The organism is Lysinibacillus sp. A4 (assembly GCF_024919535.1).
GTDB classification, from domain to species: domain Bacteria; phylum Bacillota; class Bacilli; order Bacillales_A; family Planococcaceae; genus Lysinibacillus; species Lysinibacillus capsici.
Genome location: NZ_JANWTB010000015.1, coordinates 38,622 through 52,924 on the forward strand (window position 1 = coordinate 38,622; position 14,303 = coordinate 52,924).

General features: G+C 36.5%; 10 protein-coding genes and 1 riboswitch. Of the genes, 8 read left to right on the forward strand and 2 right to left on the reverse strand.

The window, feature by feature from the left end; genetic code table 11:
• Positions 1-29: 29 nt before the first annotated feature.
• From NY607_RS22065 to NY607_RS22100, 8 genes are all read left to right on the forward strand, one after another.
• On the forward strand, positions 30-416 hold the full coding sequence (locus NY607_RS22065) for an SMI1/KNR4 family protein (protein WP_131522430.1): 387 nt from the start codon (positions 30-32) through the stop codon (positions 414-416).
• A 273-nt stretch (positions 417-689) separates the two neighbouring features.
• Entirely contained in the window at positions 690-848 is a 159-nt protein-coding gene (gene comX / locus NY607_RS22070; RefSeq protein WP_131522431.1) for a competence pheromone ComX, read from the forward strand.
• Positions 821-3,175, forward strand: coding sequence for a sensor histidine kinase (locus tag NY607_RS22075; RefSeq protein WP_227745004.1), 2,355 nt, complete (start codon positions 821-823; stop codon positions 3,173-3,175). Before comX ends, NY607_RS22075 begins: the two co-directional genes overlap by 28 nt.
• 264 nt (positions 3,176-3,439) lie before the next feature.
• The gene (locus NY607_RS22080; protein ID WP_131522432.1) at positions 3,440-6,289 is read left to right on the forward strand and encodes a hypothetical protein; all 2,850 of its coding nucleotides are present in this window, start codon (positions 3,440-3,442) and stop codon (positions 6,287-6,289) included.
• A gap of 152 nt (positions 6,290-6,441) precedes the next feature.
• A complete protein-coding gene (locus tag NY607_RS22085; protein ID WP_131522433.1) occupies positions 6,442-7,743 on the forward strand; it encodes a hypothetical protein in 1,302 nt (433 codons plus the stop codon).
• Between the two features lie 300 nt (positions 7,744-8,043).
• On the forward strand, positions 8,044-9,264 hold the full coding sequence (locus NY607_RS22090) for an MFS transporter (RefSeq protein WP_131522434.1): 1,221 nt from the start codon (positions 8,044-8,046) through the stop codon (positions 9,262-9,264).
• A 19-nt stretch (positions 9,265-9,283) separates the two neighbouring features.
• On the forward strand, positions 9,284-10,699 hold the full coding sequence (locus tag NY607_RS22095; RefSeq protein WP_259420376.1) for a M20 family metallopeptidase: 1,416 nt from the start codon (positions 9,284-9,286) through the stop codon (positions 10,697-10,699).
• 69 nt (positions 10,700-10,768) lie between these two features.
• On the forward strand, positions 10,769-11,734 hold the full coding sequence (locus NY607_RS22100) for a glutaminase (protein ID WP_048392274.1): 966 nt from the start codon (positions 10,769-10,771) through the stop codon (positions 11,732-11,734).
• 33 nt (positions 11,735-11,767) lie between these two features.
• Here the strand turns inward: NY607_RS22100 and NY607_RS22105 are convergent, their stop codons facing one another.
• On the reverse strand, positions 11,768-13,105 hold the full coding sequence (locus NY607_RS22105) for an amino acid permease (RefSeq protein ID WP_131522437.1): 1,338 nt from the start codon (positions 13,103-13,105) through the stop codon (positions 11,768-11,770).
• 165 nt (positions 13,106-13,270) lie between these two features.
• Positions 13,271-13,347, reverse strand: a riboswitch (glycine riboswitch).
• A gap of 564 nt (positions 13,348-13,911) precedes the next feature.
• Positions 13,912-14,298, reverse strand: a complete 387-nt coding sequence (locus NY607_RS22110) for a rhodanese-like domain-containing protein (RefSeq protein WP_004231073.1) — start codon at positions 14,296-14,298, stop codon at positions 13,912-13,914.
• Positions 14,299-14,303 lie beyond the last annotated feature (5 nt).

The following is a 14,303-nucleotide window of genomic DNA, read 5'->3' on the forward strand; positions in this document are numbered from 1 at the left end:
AAAAATATAGAGGAAAGGACGGTGACGACATGTTACCTATACATAATAGCTATACGGCATATCCTCCAGCAACAGATCGCCAAATTTTACACATAGAAAATAAGTTGAATTGCCAACTTCCGAGTGCGTATACACTTGTATTAAAGGAAAGTAACGGTTTATCGTTTACGAATGGTGTGTTCATTTATGGTACAGAGGAAGTAATAGAAAGAAACCAGACTTGGGAAGTGGAGGAATATGCAAAAGGCTATATTGCAATTGGTGATGATAGTGGAGGAATGGTCTTTTTAATGGACATAAAGGCAGAGGATTATCGTGTTTTAGCAGTAGATAGTGGTGATATGAACCCGGAGCATGCAACATTGATTACTTGTGATTTATGCAAGTGGCTACAAGAAGGATGTCAGTATGAGTAAGAAATATAAATGAAAGGCTTCTTCCTACTAGAAGGAAGGAGCTTTTTATTTGTTTCTATGTCTAGTTTTGGAGAAAAATAATTGAAAATAAAGCAAAATTATTACGTATTCTATTATTTTTTGAATTTTTTAGAAAATAATGTTGAATTATTGGAGAGTGGTAGTATAATGAAAATATAGTTACATATATGGTTAATAATTCCTTATTAAGAGGAATTATTGGCAAAAAATAGTGACTATAAACTTAAAAAATGAAGAAATGAGGCGATTTTAATGATTAACATGATTCAGTATTTAGAGCAAAATCCGACGTTGGTGACATTGTTAAAAGAAAAAAAAGCTTCTCTCATTGGTGTAACAGCATTAGAACAAAAGGCAATATTGGATTCGTTTGATGAAGATGTATGTTTAGAAAATCGCGTTTGGTACTAAAATATTTAAAAAATAAATGGTTTGGGCTTGCTATAGGATTCTATTTAATTTCAGGTATTTATTTACTTTATATTACTTATAGCACGCCCTTTTTAAATATAGAATTAGAAAAAATAAATGATAATTGGACAATAACGGATTCTTACTATAAAAATTGGGCGTCTAAGCATAAAATTGTTCCTGGAGATATTGTTTTATACGTTGATAATGTTAAAATAAGTAATTTATCTTATATATCCTTTGATTCTGCCATAAGAGCAGCGAAAGAAATTACAATTCAAAAGTCGGATGGAAGGATAGTCTCTATACAGATAAAAAATCTAGATATTCCTCAACAATTTTACTATTTATTGATAATACCAGCTTGTTATTATTTTCTAACATTATTCATTACAATATACTTATATTCTAAAAGAATTAACCAAAAACTTACTAATTTACTTATATTATTTATTCTAAGTGTTTCTTTAGCCTATGTAAGTATTGGTGCTTCAGGACGTTTAGATAATATAGGTATGATTATTAATCGTAGTAGTTTACTTCTGTGTTTAGTCATTTTATTGCTCTTTTTAAAAGAATATTTTTTGTTTTTAGATATAAAGTGGTTATTCTTAAAAAATATAAGAAATTTCTTTGTTTTACCTTTTTTGGCTGTAGCAATGAGTGTTTTTAGTATTTTTTATCCATCAATTAATCCGATATTATCTGAATTGATACTATGGCTATTTTTTCTATTAATACTATTGAATCTTGGAATTTTAATTGTAGGTTTTTTTAAGTATAAATCTTCCCATCTAAAGCTTTTATTAATGAGTATAATTATCCCATTTCTGCCTTTTTTATTTTTATATGCTTTACCTCAAATTTTTGTCAATGAACAACTACTTTCTGCTGATATTTGTTCATTATTTCTTTTACTAATTCCATTCAGCTTCATTTTTACACAACTCACTGAACGTATTTTTGATATGGAGTATTTCATTTCTCGATTGCGTTATTATTTTAATTTCTCATTTGGCTTTACGATATGGCTGTTAATCGGTTTATATTTATTTGCAGATTTATCAGTTTCGCGTATGACAGAGATTTTCTTTTTTGCCTTTCTATCGTTAATGGCGTTGTTCTACATTAAAGAGCGGATTGATTATCGTAAGCGGAAAATTTTATTTTCTACAAAAGGCGACTACATCCACCGTTTGTATACGACCGTTGAGAGTATTGGTAGAGTGGTGAAGATTGAGGACTTATTGGAGAAATTTGTACAAGAGGTTGTGGTGCAGCTTGAAATGGAAAGTGTGTATGTGCTCACATATGATTTTCAAACACATCAAGTTACCTTAACCAATAAATCCAAAGAATACACGCAGCATCAAATAGATGAGGTACTAGTCGAAAGATTAGGCTTGGGAGATATAAAAAAGACAGATCATTTCTATATCGCCTTTATTCATCAGGATGTGAACTTTAAACGAATCCTTGTTGTGGATCATAATAAAACGATTTATCTCAAGGACGAGGAACTGCTATGGCTAGAATTATTGCTACTCTATTTAAATAATTTTATCGAAAACACAAAAATGGTTGAGGAGCTTTTAAATCAGTTAAAGCATATGAAAGAAGCTGATAATCGACAGCTACCATGGCTCAATAAATTGCTTTGGCTAAGGTTTGAGGAAGAAAAATATCAGTTAGCACAGGAACTTCATGATACGATTTTACAAGAGCAACTGCACATTGCAAGGGAAATGGATGTCCTCATGCATACAAAAGAAAAAGAGGAGATCCCATCTAAACTTATAAAGCTTCATGAACATATGATTATCTCTCTGAATGATTTGAGGGGCTACTGCGAAAACTTAAAGCCACCTCTATTAGATACATTGGGCTTAAATGCAGCCCTTGAAAAATTAATACAAAAAATTCATAAACGGGCTAATTTTGTTTTGATCTATACAATTGACCGCCTCTATTTAGAGGATGAGCGCTTAAATTTAATGATTTATCGGCTGTTCCAAGAACTATTAAACAATGCGTTAAAACATTCCTATGCTAATACAGTTGAAATACATTTACTAGGCACCGAAGAGGGATTCCAAATTTTGTATAGCGATGATGGTGTTGGTTGTAATATAGATGATATTCTACTTGCCGATTCTATGGGCATACAAGGCATGCAGGAGCGCGTTCAAGCTTTTAATGGGAAATTCGCATTAAATAGCAAAGTAGGAGAAGGGATGACGATTCGTATCCAAGTAAGTGAAACCCAGCATACGAATCCCTATACCTATAAGACCCTGACCCGACCAACTTATATGATACGAGGATAACCAGATGAAGCGGAAGCAAAAGTGCATATATTTTTTTAATACCTTTTAATCTCTTCGTAGAGGCTACGAATGTGGGTTAGAAGGCTTTTGTTTGAAAAGTATTTTATTTATAATCAAAAATAATAAAACGTTATCAAAAAAATATTATTTGTTAAATAGTAAATCAGGAAAAAATACACTTTTTAGAGTATTTACCTAATATTCAAGGAAATTATGGCCATATGACCGATATAATCAGGAGAAGGATTGAGGAGGTCAATAGATTTGAATAAAAAATTATTTTTAACAGCAGCAGCTATTCCTGTAGCACTTATCGTTCCCACTGTAGCAGGTGCGGCCGAAACAGTTTCAGTCACTGGTGAAAATATTGTCAATGCAACATTAAAAGTAGAAAAATTACCAAATGATACAATCGTCAATGCCTATCAATGGTATTATCTAGAGGAAATTACTGGTGATGAGGGTTCAACAAATAAGCCCATCTCTGGTGCAACGTCTATTTCCTTAAAAGTGCCTGTTGAAGCAGCTGGAAAAAGCATTTTTGTGGAAGCAACTACGACAGACGGTAAAAAATTTAAAAGTGCACCGCGCCATATTGAGCCATTAGAGCTCGATATCACCATCCCAACGTTAGAAGGTCAATCCGCTGGTTTTGTAGCACCTGGAGAAACAGTGAAAGTAGCTGGTATTACTGTCACTGATAAGAATGGTGCAAAATTGCAAAGTGATCAAATTACATATAGTTATCAATGGTTTTATAAATTAGGTGATACCTCCTTTACGATCATAGAGGGTGCTTCAGGTAGTACATATACGATTCCGAAGGATGCCATTGAAAAGGATATTCAAAATATTGCTGTCACCGTCAAAGCAAAAGTGGGTCTTTCTTTTGCGGAATCTAAACTATCTGATACCATTACTGTCTCTAAACAACCCACTGATACTTTAACGAAAGAGATTAAAGCTTTACTGGTCAATGATAATAAATACAATGTATCAAGCTTAGCAGAATTTGGTGCTAAAGTTGCGGAACTAGAAAAAAACTATCAATCCTTATCAGCGGCAGCTAAAGGGAATGTGTCTAATTATGATGTCTTAAAGCGAGCACTTGCTGATGTTGAATTAATAACTAAGTTAAACGAAAAATGGAGCAAAATAGAGACTAGTAATGAAAAAGAAATAAAGGAACTAGAAGAGGCTTATAATAAGCTAGATCTGTTACAGCGTAGCTTAGATGTAGATGAGACCCTATATAAGAGCATTAAAAATCTATTAAACGAGCCAAATGATCTTGAAGAGATAAAAGAAGTGAGAAAACTCAATCAAGCTATTCTTAATTTATTATCCTATGAGAATTCACTTGTGAAATATGTAGCTTCGGATGTTGATTCCTTACAAGCGAGCGTAAAGACAATCGAAGCAGATATTGAGAAATTATCACAAAGCTTCCGAGCCGCTGTTCAAAACCAAGCAATTTTGTCTGAGGCTAAATCGGATATTAAAAAGGTCGAGCAATTCATTAAATCATTTGATAAATTAGCTACAAATAGTACGCCTAATAAACAAGTGACGACTGCTAAATCAATCCGTACAGTCTATGAAAAATTAACGTATAAACAATTAAAATTAGTGCCAGATGTGTATGTGCAGCGTTTGACTACAGCAGAACGTGCAGAAGAAAGCCAAATTATAAATTTAAATAATGTTATAGATAGCTATATTAGCGATGATGTTTATCCGTTCAATCCGTCTGCTGGTTCATGGCAAAGTCATGTCAATAATGTCAATCAAATGATCAAGGAATATAAGAGCTTAACGAAAGCCTCAGCAGCACAAATTATTGGCTACGATAGTCTTGTTGCCTTACAGAAAGATTTAAAAGCAGCTGAAAAAGTAATTAAAGATATGGATGCCTATCAAAAGTTATCTGCAACAACTGGTGTAAAGGAAAGTAAACTTAATTCAAGCTATACAAGTACTTTAAAAGCTTATAATAATCTTACAAATTTACAGCAATCACTTGTATATAATGCTGAAGAATTTTTACTAAACACGCCAAAGATTTCAGTTGATGGCAATGGTAAAGTGCCTACTGATAAAGCAGCAGCAGAGGCGTTAGTGGCGGATATTGCCAAATTTGCGGATGTTACGAAATATTCATTCAATCAATTAGAAACCGCTGTTAATACAGCTTCTGAATCCTATAAAAAATTGTCTTCAGCTGCAAGAAAATACGTGACAAATTATTATTTATTAACAGCAGCAAATAAGGATATTACAGGTGTGAAATCCTTCTATAAAAAAATACAGACCGCTAGAGAAGAAACAGATGCTGCGAAAAAGGCTAAAAAAATTGAAACAGTGCAAAAAGCTTATGCGAAATTACCTGCGAATCAGCAGCATTTAGCAAAAGAACAATATGAAGCTTTATTAAAAAATCAAAATATAGATGAAAATGCATCGAAAATTACACAGCTAAATAATGATATTGCCACAATTGTTTCCAGTAATCTCTATGTCGTAACGATTGAAAGTATTAAAAATCTTTCGACACAATATAGTAGCCTTAGTTCAAGTGAGAAAAAATTGATTACAAACTATGATATTTTAAAAACTGCGCTTGCTGACGTGAAAAAAGTGGAAAGCTTTATGAAGACCTATGAGAAATCCTTTGCTTCAAATCCAAGCACTGTGATCAAGGCATATGAAAAGCTTACATCTAAACAAGTGAGCCTGATTGATGCAGGAACTAGACAATTGATCATTGATAAGCAAAAAGGACAACAGCAAACGAATGAAAATGCATTGTCATTAATTGAATCCATCAATTCACTTCTTGTAAAAGGTGAATATATCAATGGTTTACAGGAGAAAGTAAGTGAAATCCGTAAAGCCTATGATGCTCTGAGTGATGCTGATAAGAAGGTTGTTAAAAATTATTCGAAGCTCACGCAAGCAGAGGGTGATTTGAAGAAGGTTGAAGAGGTCCATGCTATATACGAACCAGCAGGGAGCAGTAATGATGCTGCACGTAAAGCATGGCAAACAGCCTATGGAAAGCTCTCTAAAAGATTAGAGTTACTCTATACAAACATGTATCCAACCGAGCAATAATTGTTACTTCCAGATGGCCTCGAACAGTTTTCGAGGCTTTTCTTTATACATAAGATTTGTCTAGTAATTTGATTGTCCGCTATACTATGTACAACAAAGGAAGAAATTTTTTACATAAGATTGTAGTTTCACAAAGAAGGTAGGAACAAAAGATGTATAAAATAGGTGTTGTTGGTCCCATTCAATCCGTTGAAAGAATTATTGCCTTAGCACGAGAAATCGAACAGGATATGGAATTTATTCCGTATATATATGAAGTGGCGACGGAAACAAAGCATCTTGTGGAGACACATAATCAGGCTGTCGATTTCTGGTTGTTTTCTGGTTACATCCCTTATAAACTTGCCCGCCAAACGAATGTATCCCAAGATAAATTGACCCATATTATTTTTTCCGAAGCGGCTATTTATCGGGGTTTTTTAGAACAATCCTATCAGCAAAAAAAGTTTATAGAAAATGTTAGTATCGATATTATTCCTTCGCCTTCTCAAATGGCTTCAGAAAGTCTTGCAGAGATTCGGCATAATGTCCACCATATGTATCTAAAGGAATTTGATGTCGCTATTGATCCACAAGAGCTATTTGATTTCCACTATAGCCTTTGGCAGGCGGGCAAAATTGATTTTGCGATTACTTGTTATCCCTCTGTTGATGAAGAGCTGAAGAAACGTGGTGTGCCATCTTATTGGGTTTCCCCAACAAAAACAGAAATTTATCATACAGTTCAACTTTTTACAGAGAAGATCAAAACGTCCTATTATAAAGAGACACAAATTGGTGCAGTCATGCTTGAAATTAAGGACTTCGATTCATTAAAAGAGCGCATGAAGCAAGGCTATCGTATTCAATATTTAGAATTGCGCACGAAGGAAAATCTACTACAGCTCTGTGAACAGATTGATGGCTCTCTTATTGAAGAGGGGAATGGTAAATATACGATCTTTAGTACAAGAGGTGCGATTGAAGGGCAAATACGATTTTTACAGGAAAAAATGTATCAGTTGTCGATTGAAATGGAGACAAAGGTGACAGCAGGCATTGGCTTTGCTCAAACAGTGTTCAATGCTGAGTTACATGCTCACCGAGGACTAAGACAGACGAAGGAAAACGAGGCTATTGACATCGTGATGATACAGGATGATGGCACCATTATTGAATCGGTAGGGCATGTAGAAGAGCTATCCTATTCCTACCGAGCAGAAGACCCTTATATTTTAGAAAAACTAAAAAAAGGGAATATTAGTATTAAAACCTATATGAAAATCCATGCACTTGTACAAAAAATGCATTGGAAGCATTTTACGACAAAGGATTTAGCGACACAACTGCAAATGAGCGAGAGAAATGCCCAACGAATCGTAGCAGATTTATGTAATGTAGATTTAGCGAGAATTTGTGGAGAAGAATTACAGCATACTCGAGGCAGACCTATTAAAATGTATCAACTTGTCTAAAAACAAAAATGTCCCAAACCAATAAATGGTGTGGGACATTTTTTTATGCTTTTTGAAGCCTTAAATACTGATAAATCACTAAATTCAGCGGTTATTTAGGTACATAATATGGATTTACGAAGACGATTATCTATTAGAAATTTTCAAAAAAATATTGTCTTTTTATTGAACTTTGATTATTATACGAATATATAACGAAAATGTCGGTATATAAAAGGGGATTTACGGACAAGGGGGCAAGCATATTCAAGAATAGTCGTGGCAATAAAGAGAGGATTTCTATATATGGGAGGGATATGTATGACAACAAATGAAATAACGAAGAAATCTAGAAATGTCATCCTTGCACTTTTATTTTTAGGCTGGTCTTTAGGGAATTTAGATCGCTATATTATGAACTATGCAGTGGTTTCGATTACAGGAGATTTGCAACTGGATGCATCTTCAACGGGTATTATTTTAAGCGCTTTCTTTTTAGGCTATGCCATTATGCAAATACCGGGTGGCTGGCTTGCCGATAAGTTTGGCGCAAAACGAGTTTTATTGATGGCTGTTATCATGTGGTCTATTTTTACGGGCCTAACAGCTATTGCTTGGTCTTTAACAGCGATGATTGTAATTCGTTTTTTATTTGGTATTGGTGAGGGTGGTTTTCAGCCATCAAGCTCTAAAATTATTGCTACGATTTTCCCAAAAGAGGAAAGAGGTAGAGCGATGTCCATCATGCTTACTTCTGGTGGCATTGTTTCACTCATCGTCCCTTTGCTAGCTGCTTATCTATTAGGAACGATTGGCTGGCGCATGATGTTTATCATCATTGGAGCAATTGGGGCCATAATTGCCTTTTTATATTGGAAATACATTCAACTCCCGCAAGATGAGGCAGCTACTGCTGGAACAGAAAATACTACGAACAAAGTGAATTTTAAAGAGTTATTGAAAACACCCCTAATGTGGAATTTAATCATTGCTTATTTTTGTATTTATGCAGTGAACTGGGGATTAGTTTCTTGGATTCCAACATATCTTCAAAAAAATCGAGGCTTGGATTTAATGTCCATTGGTTGGGCGCAAACAATACCAGCTATTACAACGATAATTGGTGTATATGGTAGTGGCTATATCATTGATAAGCTACCAAAAGGTATGGAGAAAGTGTTAGGCTCTATTTCCTGCGCAGTCATTGGTCTTTTATTGTATTTAATGTTTACTGCCAAAACAGTGACGTTATTTATTGGTTACCAAACAGTCGTTTCGATCTTTATTGCGTTTGTCATTACATTACTACCTGTTATTGTGCTCAAGAAATTACCTTCCTCTATCACAGGTTCTGCAATGGGGATTGCCAATACAGGGGGACAATTAGCAGGGTTTGTTACACCGATGGCAATTGGATTTATGGTTGATGCCTTTAATGGCTCCTTTGATGCAGCCTTTTGGATGTTAATTGGCTTTGCGCTTATCTGTATTGTATCGCTTGTCACATTAAACGACCAAAAAGGAACATTATTAAAAGCATAATGAATTTGGAGGGACAAATATGAGTTATCATGAAAAAATTTCAACATTAATTGAAGCAAAACAGCAAGCTACAGTAGCATTAAGCGATGCGATTTGGGCTGTGCCCGAGCTTCATTTTCAAGAAAAGAAATCGATGGAATATATGAAACAGGCACTAGAAAAAGAGGGTTTTCAAACAGAAGTCGGTGTTGCTGCTCTTGAAACAGCGCTTGTTGGAACGTATGGTTCTGGTCAGCCTGTCATTGCCTTTTTAGGTGAATATGATGCGCTTCCAGGCTTGAGTCAAAAAGGTGGGGCGACACAACATGAGCCTCTTGTTGATGGTGGAAGCGGACATGGCTGTGGTCATAATTTATTAGGTACTGGCGCATTCGCAGCTGCTGTTGCTGTAAAGGATTATTTAGAGCAAAATCATCAGTCAGCAACAATCCGTTTTTACGGTTGCCCTGCAGAGGAGAATGGATCTGGTAAAGCTTATATGGCAAAGGCTGGCCTTTTTGATGATGTTGATATCGCGATCTCTTGGCATCCAGGTACGTTTTCGACTGTGATGACGTGTAGTTCTCTAGCAAACTATGCCGCAACGTTTAAGTTTACGGGCAAAAGTGCTCATGCCGCAGCTGCACCACATCTTGGACGAAGTGCTTTAGATGCTGTTGAGCTTATGAATGTTGGGGTAAACTACTTACGAGAACACATCATTCCAGAAGCACGTGTGCATTATGCCATTACTAATTCTGGCGGAACTTCGCCAAATGTCGTTCAACCATATGCAGAGGTAACGTATCTAGTTAGGGCACCTAAAAAGCAGCAAGTGCAGGAAATTTATCAGCGCGTTGAGAACATTGCAAAGGGTGCCACAATGATGACAGGGACGTCAGTGGACATTGAGTTTGAAGGTGCTGCATCAAATCTTATTACAAATAAAACACTTTATGATGTGATGTATCAACAAATACTTGAAATTGGTATGCCAGACTATACAATAGAGGATGAACAGTATGCGCAGGCAATTTTCAATACGTTTACACCAGAAGTACAAGCAGCTTCATTAGTGGGCTTACGCAGAGAAGATGCCAAGCAACTACAAGGCAAAGTGATTGCTGATCATGTTCCAGGCATGCTACCTGAATTTATTATGGGTGGCTCTACAGATGTTGGCGATGTTAGCTGGAACGTACCAACCGTACAGTGTACAACTGTATGCATGGCATTAGGGACACCATTACATACATGGCAGGTAGTGTCTCAGGGAGTGACCCCAATAGCGCATAAAGGAATGCTACAGGCTGCTAAAATTATGGCTTGTACAGCCTTAGCGTTGCTGGATAATCCTCTATACATTGAAAAAGCGAAAAAGGAATGGCAAGAACGTCTAGATGGTGAAACATATCAATCTTTAATTCCAGAGGGAACACAGCCACCTAAGCGCTAACAGGATAGAGTCTTCATAGGAGAACTATGAAGGCTCTGTTTTTGCCTCATTTTGAAAGGAGAACGCGACATGTCAACACAACCCAATCATCAGCATCATCTTCTAGCACAGTGGGTATCACAGTATCGTGCAGCTACCAAAGAAGGGCAATGTGCTAATTATATCCCTGCTTTAGCCAAAAAAGATCCTAATCAATTAGCTGTGGCGATTGTGGGGACTGAAGGCCACGAAATCAAAGCGGGAGATACCGAAGAACTATTTACCCTTCAAAGCGTTTCCAAGGTTATTACCTTTATTTTAGCCTGTATGGATCGAGGCTTACCATATGTTTTAGAAAGAGTAGATGTTGAACCAACAGGAGATACCTTTAACTCAATTATTCGCTTAGAAAGTCATCAGCCAGGTAAACCCTTTAACCCGATGATTAATGCTGGGGCTATTACGGTATCCTCCATGTTGGCTGGTCATTCTCCGCAAGAGAAGGTCACAAAGATTCTACAATTTTTAGAACAAATCATCGGCAAGCAATTGAGTATCAATGAAGAAGTATTCCAGTCAGAGTGGCAAACGGCTAATCGTAATCGAGCATTGGCCTATTACTTAATGGATTCAGGGTTTTTAGATTGTCCAGTAGAGGCGGCACTTGAGGTTTATTTGAAGCAATGTGCAATTGAAGTCAATGTATCAGATTTAGCCATGATTGGCCTAGTTATTGCGAATGATGGCTATCACCCACTGTTAAAGAAACAGCTATTCCCAAAACAAGTGGCAAAATTAGCGAAGGCTTTAATGGTAACGTGTGGTATGTACAATGCCTCAGGGAAGTTTGCGGCATTTATTGGCCTCCCTGCCAAAAGTGGTGTATCAGGTGCGATTCTTGCGGCTGTTCCAGGACATGCAGGCCTGCACTCGCCGTTTCCTACTGGCTGTGGTATCGGAATTTACGGACCAGCGATTGATCCAATAGGAAACAGTGTGGCAGGTGTACAGTTGCTGAAACAGCTAGCAACAGAATGGGATATGACTATTTTTTAATAAGTGAAGATGATTTCAGCGCTTAGTCTGAAGTCATCTTTTTTTCATTTTATAAATAATAAATAAAGCGATAAACCAAATTGGTGTTAACAGCAGTGCTGTACGCGTAGCCTCAGAAATAAACATCACCATTAATAAAAAGGCGAAAAACGCAAGCACGACGTAGTTGATAAAAGGAGTCAGTGGTGCTTTGAAGATGGAAGCTTCATGTAAAGCACGTTTTTTTCGTTTGTAGATGATGTGAGAAATGATGATAATGCTCCACACCCATATAAAACAAATTGCACTGATTGTCGTCACAACACTAAAGGCATTCTCTGGCATCAACTTACTTAACAGAGCACCAACTGATACAACAATAGCAGAAATAACGAGAGCATTACTTGGCACACTGTTTCTGTTGAGTTTTGCGAATGCTGCAGACGCCTGTTTATTGTTACCAAGATTATAGAGCATCCGACTTGTGGAGAATAACCCACTGTTACCTGCTGAAGCCGCTGAAGTAAGCACAACAAAATTTATAATACCAGCAGCAATCGGGATACCTGCTAATGTAAACACTTGGACAAAGGGACTGCTTGAAGCAGACATTTCATACCATGGGTTAATACATAAAATGACAAATAATGCCCCTACATAGAAAAGCAAAATGCGAAATGGAATTTTATTAATGGCAGAAGGAATATTTTTTTGAGGATCTGCGGTTTCAGCTGCTGAAACCCCCACTAATTCCACTCCAACAAATGCAAAGACTACCATTTGGAAGGCCATTAAAAAGCCGTATATACCATTTGGGAACATGCCTCCATGTGCCCACAGATTTTCAACTGATACGGTCCCTGAGCTAGTTTGAAAGCCAGTTACTAACATAATAAGACCAATAATAATAAGTGCGACAATCGTAATAACTTTAATAATAGCGAACCAAAATTCTAGCTCACCAAAAAGCTTAACGGTTAATAGATTTAGTAGTAATAACAATACAAGGCAACCAATGGCTGGCACCCATTGTGGGAGATCAAACCAATATTGTGTATAAACCCCCACCGCAATAATGTCTGCCATTGCGGTCATAATCCAACAGAACCAGTATGTCCAACCTGTTACATAACCTGCCCAAGGCCCTATGTACTCGGATGCAAAATCCGTAAATGAAGTGTAGCCTGCGTTGGATAGTAACAATTCACCTAAGGCACGCATCACAAAAAATAGCGCTGTCCCCACAATTAAGTAGGCTAGGATGATCGAAGGCCCTGCTAAGGCAATGGCTTTTCCAGAGCCTAAAAATAAACCAGTCCCAATTGTTCCGCCAATGGCAATAAGCTGCACATGGCGATTTTTTAAATCTCGTTTTAATTGTTGCTGTTCCACGTTAATCCCCCTCAAAGATGCATAAAAAACTATGACTGGAAAAATAAAAAGAGACTAGTTGTGACACTAGTCTCGGAAAAACGTCAGAATAACAAATATCATTTACTCACAGATGTCTACATGAAATAGGTTAAATATTTTATGTAGCATCGCTTATAAAAGCTGTATTACTCCTCTGTCCTTTTGCCTGAGATAGTGAACCCTTCGGCGACGCAATGTGCGCTCTCTCCAGAACTGCTCCTGCTATAGTTTGATCCATAGCATTCATAGCTTATTAACTTGATAATCAATTATTATTGTAAGATATTATACATCCTAACAGTGCTTCTAAAATTATTCAACAATAAATTTTGACTATTTTCAGAAAAATAGAAGAATGGGGTTCGTAACAGGCATATCTCTAACGAAAAATAGTATTTTTGGTCATACAAAGTGTTTCGTGAAGGGGTTTTTAATATGAGATGGATTATTGGAAGATTGCTCAACATAGCTGTCGAAGTGCTCAAACATAAGTGAAAACCGCTCCAAAAGAGTGTGGAAGTGCTCAAACAAATGAAAAGGACGCTCAAAAAAGTGGACGAAGCGCTCATTTTTATGAGGACCCGACTCAAGTAGCGAACTCGTTCAAAGTAGACTTTGTATCAAAAAGGGGATTATAATGCGTTTTGTTGCTTTACTTTTTTAATTTAATGACATGAAGCTCGTACAGCATCATTTGAAATAGATATAATATAGTAGAAACTCTGAATTTTTTAAAAAAGAAGTCGTCTCATAGTACTTTGAGACGACTTTTTCTGATGAGAGCATTAATATTTTTTTGCTTTTATTTTACCTGTCCAAGTTTTGAAACCACCTTGAAGTTGGTAAATTTGGTTGTACCCACGTTTTTTAAGAAATAGTGCAGCACGTGAGCTACGGCCTGTATTTTGACAGTATAGATATACTGGTAAATCTGGGCGAATTTCTTTATAACGTTGACGTAGTGTTGTCGAAGGAACATTTCGTGCACCAAGAATGTGACCAGCATCAAATTCTTTTTGCTCACGAACATCGATCAGCTGGGCTTTACGATAGCCTTCTATGAATTGCTCTTGTGTTAGGTTGGTTACGGCTTTTTTGAGTCGTAGTGCATTAATTCCGATATATGCAATTGTGACTACTAAAACGACACCGATTGTGATAAGTATGTCCAAGATTT

What these genes read in the sequence shown, in the direction of transcription:
- NY607_RS22065 (WP_131522430.1), top strand. Translation starts at nt 30, where the DNA reads ATGTTACCTATACATAATAGCTATACGGCATATCCTCCAGCAACAGAT.
- comX (WP_131522431.1), top strand. Translation starts at nt 690, where the DNA reads ATGATTAACATGATTCAGTATTTAGAGCAAAATCCGACGTTGGTGACA.
- NY607_RS22075 (WP_227745004.1), top strand. Translation starts at nt 821, where the DNA reads ATGTTTAGAAAATCGCGTTTGGTACTAAAATATTTAAAAAATAAATGG.
- NY607_RS22085 (WP_131522433.1), top strand. Translation starts at nt 6,442, where the DNA reads ATGTATAAAATAGGTGTTGTTGGTCCCATTCAATCCGTTGAAAGAATT.
- NY607_RS22090 (WP_131522434.1), top strand. Translation starts at nt 8,044, where the DNA reads ATGACAACAAATGAAATAACGAAGAAATCTAGAAATGTCATCCTTGCA.
- NY607_RS22095 (WP_259420376.1), top strand. Translation starts at nt 9,284, where the DNA reads ATGAGTTATCATGAAAAAATTTCAACATTAATTGAAGCAAAACAGCAA.
- NY607_RS22100 (WP_048392274.1), top strand. Translation starts at nt 10,769, where the DNA reads ATGTCAACACAACCCAATCATCAGCATCATCTTCTAGCACAGTGGGTA.